The organism is Faecalibacterium sp. An58 (assembly GCF_002161515.1).
Lineage (GTDB): Bacteria > Bacillota > Clostridia > Oscillospirales > Ruminococcaceae > Faecalibacterium > Faecalibacterium avium.
The window spans coordinates 1-2788 of sequence record NZ_NFHX01000057.1 but is presented as its reverse complement, the minus strand read 5'-3'; the positions used below and the strand labels follow the sequence as shown (position 1 = coordinate 2788).

The 2788-nt window shown below is 52.5% G+C and carries 1 rRNA gene; it reads left to right on the top strand.

Annotated elements, in window-relative coordinates:
* Positions 1–4: 4 nt before the first annotated feature.
* Positions 5–2788: ribosomal RNA gene (locus B5G12_RS14050) — 23S ribosomal RNA — on the top strand; the annotation flags it as partial.

The window sequence follows — 2788 nt, the reverse complement described above, 5'->3', positions numbered from 1 at the left end:
AAATGGTCAAGCGAAGAAGGGCGCAGGGCGAATGCCTTGGCACTGGGAGCCGAAGAAAGACGTGATAAGCTGCGAAAAGCCACGGGGAGCTGCAAATAAGCGTTGATCCGTGGATGTCTGAATGAGGAAACTCACCTGGGTTCATACCCAGGTACGGCATACTGAACTTCAAAATAGGTATGTCGGGGGAACCGCCTGAACTGAAACATCTAAGTAGGGCGAGGAAGAGACATCAAAAGAGATTCCGTAAGTAGTGGCGAGCGAACGCGGAAGAGGGCAAACCAGAGATAGAAATATCTCTGGGGTACGGACTGCAATTAGGACTTAAGCTGTTAGCCGAACGGCATGGGAAGGCCGGTCGGAGAGTGTGAGAACCACGTAGGCGAAAATGGCGAGAGACGAGCAGGATCCAGAGTACGGCCGGACACGTGAAACCCGGTCGGAAGAAGGGGGGACCACCCTCCAACCCTAAATACTACCCAGTGACCGATAGCGTATAGTACTGTGAAGGAAAGGTGAAAAGGACCCCGGGAGGGGAGTGAAAGAGAACCTGAAACCCTGTGCCTACAAGCACCTAGAGCACGTCAAAGTGTGATAGGGTACTTTTTGTAGAACGGTCCGGCGAGCGATTGTACGCAGCAAGGTTAAGGTCTTAAGGACTGGAGCCGAAGCGAAAGCGAGTTTGAAAAGGGCGATAAGTTGCGTGCAATGGGCCCGAAACCGGGTGACCTACCCATGATCAGGCTGAAGTGGAAGTAAAATTCCATGGAGGGCCGAACCGACCTCCGTTGAAAAGGCGGCGGATGAATTGTGGGTAGCGGAGAAATTCCAATCGAACTCGGAGATAGCTGGTTCTCCCCGAAATAGTTTTAGGACTAGCCTCATTTTAGATACCCGGAGGTAAAGCACTGAATAGCCTAGCGGCCGAGAGGTTAGCGAAGCTTATCAAACTCAGAATGCCGGAGTATTGATGAATGGGAGTCAGACAGTGTCAGATAAATGTCATTGTCAAAAGGGAAACAGCCCAGATCTACAGCTAAGGTCCCAAAGTCAGGTCAAGTGGAAAACGATGTGAAGATACGCAGACAACCAGGATGTTGGCTCAGAAGCAGCCACTCATTTAAAGAGTGCGTAATAGCTCACTGGTCGAGCGTCTTTGCGCGGAGAATTTAACGGGGCTAAACCTGACACCGAAGCTTAGGCAGCAGAAATGCTGGGTAGGGGAGCGTTGTATACGCGGAGAAACAGTAGCGTGAGCGGCTGTGGAGTGTATAGAAGTGAGAATGCCGGAATGAGTAGCGCGAATGCAGTGAGAATCTGCATGGCCGAAAGCCTCAGGTTTTTGGAGGAAGGTTCGTCCGCTCCAAGTTAGTCGGGAGCTAAGGTGAGGCCGGAAGGCGTAGCCGATGCACAGACGGTAGAGATTCCGTCACCACCAAAAGAGTTAAGCATGGGGACACATCCGAAGTGTTCGAGCCGGGCGTTGGTACCGGTAGCGATCGAGGGAAAATAGTACCGAAGTCGAGCATGGAGGGTGGCGAGAAAAGCCATGTGTATTTCTGCGGTGCCCGTACCGCAAACCGACACAGGTAGGTAGGAAGAAGATTCTAAGGCCAACGGGAGAAGGGTTGTTAAGGAACTCGGCAAATTGACCCCGTAACTTCGGGAGAAGGGGTGCTGGAGCGATCCAGCCGCAGAGAAACGGCCCAAGCAACTGTTTACCAAAAACACAGGTTTGTGCTAAATCGAAAGATGACGTATACGAGCTGACGCCTGCCCGGTGCTGGAAGGTTAAGAGGAGATGTGAGAGCATTGAATTGAAGCCCCAGTGAACGGCGGCCGTAACTATAACGGTCCTAAGGTAGCGAAATTCCTTGTCAGGTAAGTTCTGACCCGCATGAAAGGCGTAATGATTTGGGCACTGTCTCAACAGCCCGCCCGGCGAAATTGTAGTACCGGTGAAGATGCCGGTTACCCGCGACAAGACGGAAAGACCCCATGGAGCTTTACTGTAGCCTGATATTGGGTTTCGATGTTGCATGCACAGGATAGATGGGACACAGGGAAGCATGTGCTTTGGCATATGTGGAGTGGACGTTGGGATACCATCCTTGTGATATTGGAATTCTAACCAGCAGCCCTGAAGCGGGCTGGGGGACATTGTCAGGTGGGCAGTTTGACTGGGGCGGTCGCCTCCAAAAGAGTAACGGAGGCGTTCAAAGGTTCGCTCGGCTTGAACGGAAATCAAGCGAGAGAGTGCAAACGCAAAAGCGAGCCTGACTGCGAGACTGACGGGTCGAGCAGGGACGAAAGTCGGAGTTAGTGATCCGGTGGTATGTGAGTGGAAATGCCATCGCTCAACGGATAAAAGTTACCCTGGGGATAACAGGCTGATCTCCCCCAAGAGTCCACATCGACGGGGAGGTTTGGCACCTCGATGTCGGCTCATCGCATCCTGGGGCTGTATTCGGTCCCAAGGGTTTGGCTGTTCGCCAATTAAAGCGGTACGCGAGCTGGGTTCAGAACGTCGTGAGACAGTTCGGTCCCTATCTGTCGTGGGCGCAGGATATTTGATGGGAGCTGTCCCTAGTACGAGAGGACCGGGACGGACGAACCTCTGGCGCACCAGTTGTTCCGCCAGGAGCACAGCTGGGCAACTATGTTCGGATCGGATAAACGCTGAAAGCATCTAAGCGTGAAGCCGACCCAAAGATAAGATATCCCACTGAATAATCAGGTAAGGTCCCTTGAAGACTACAAGGTAGATAGGCACGATGTGTAAGTGGAG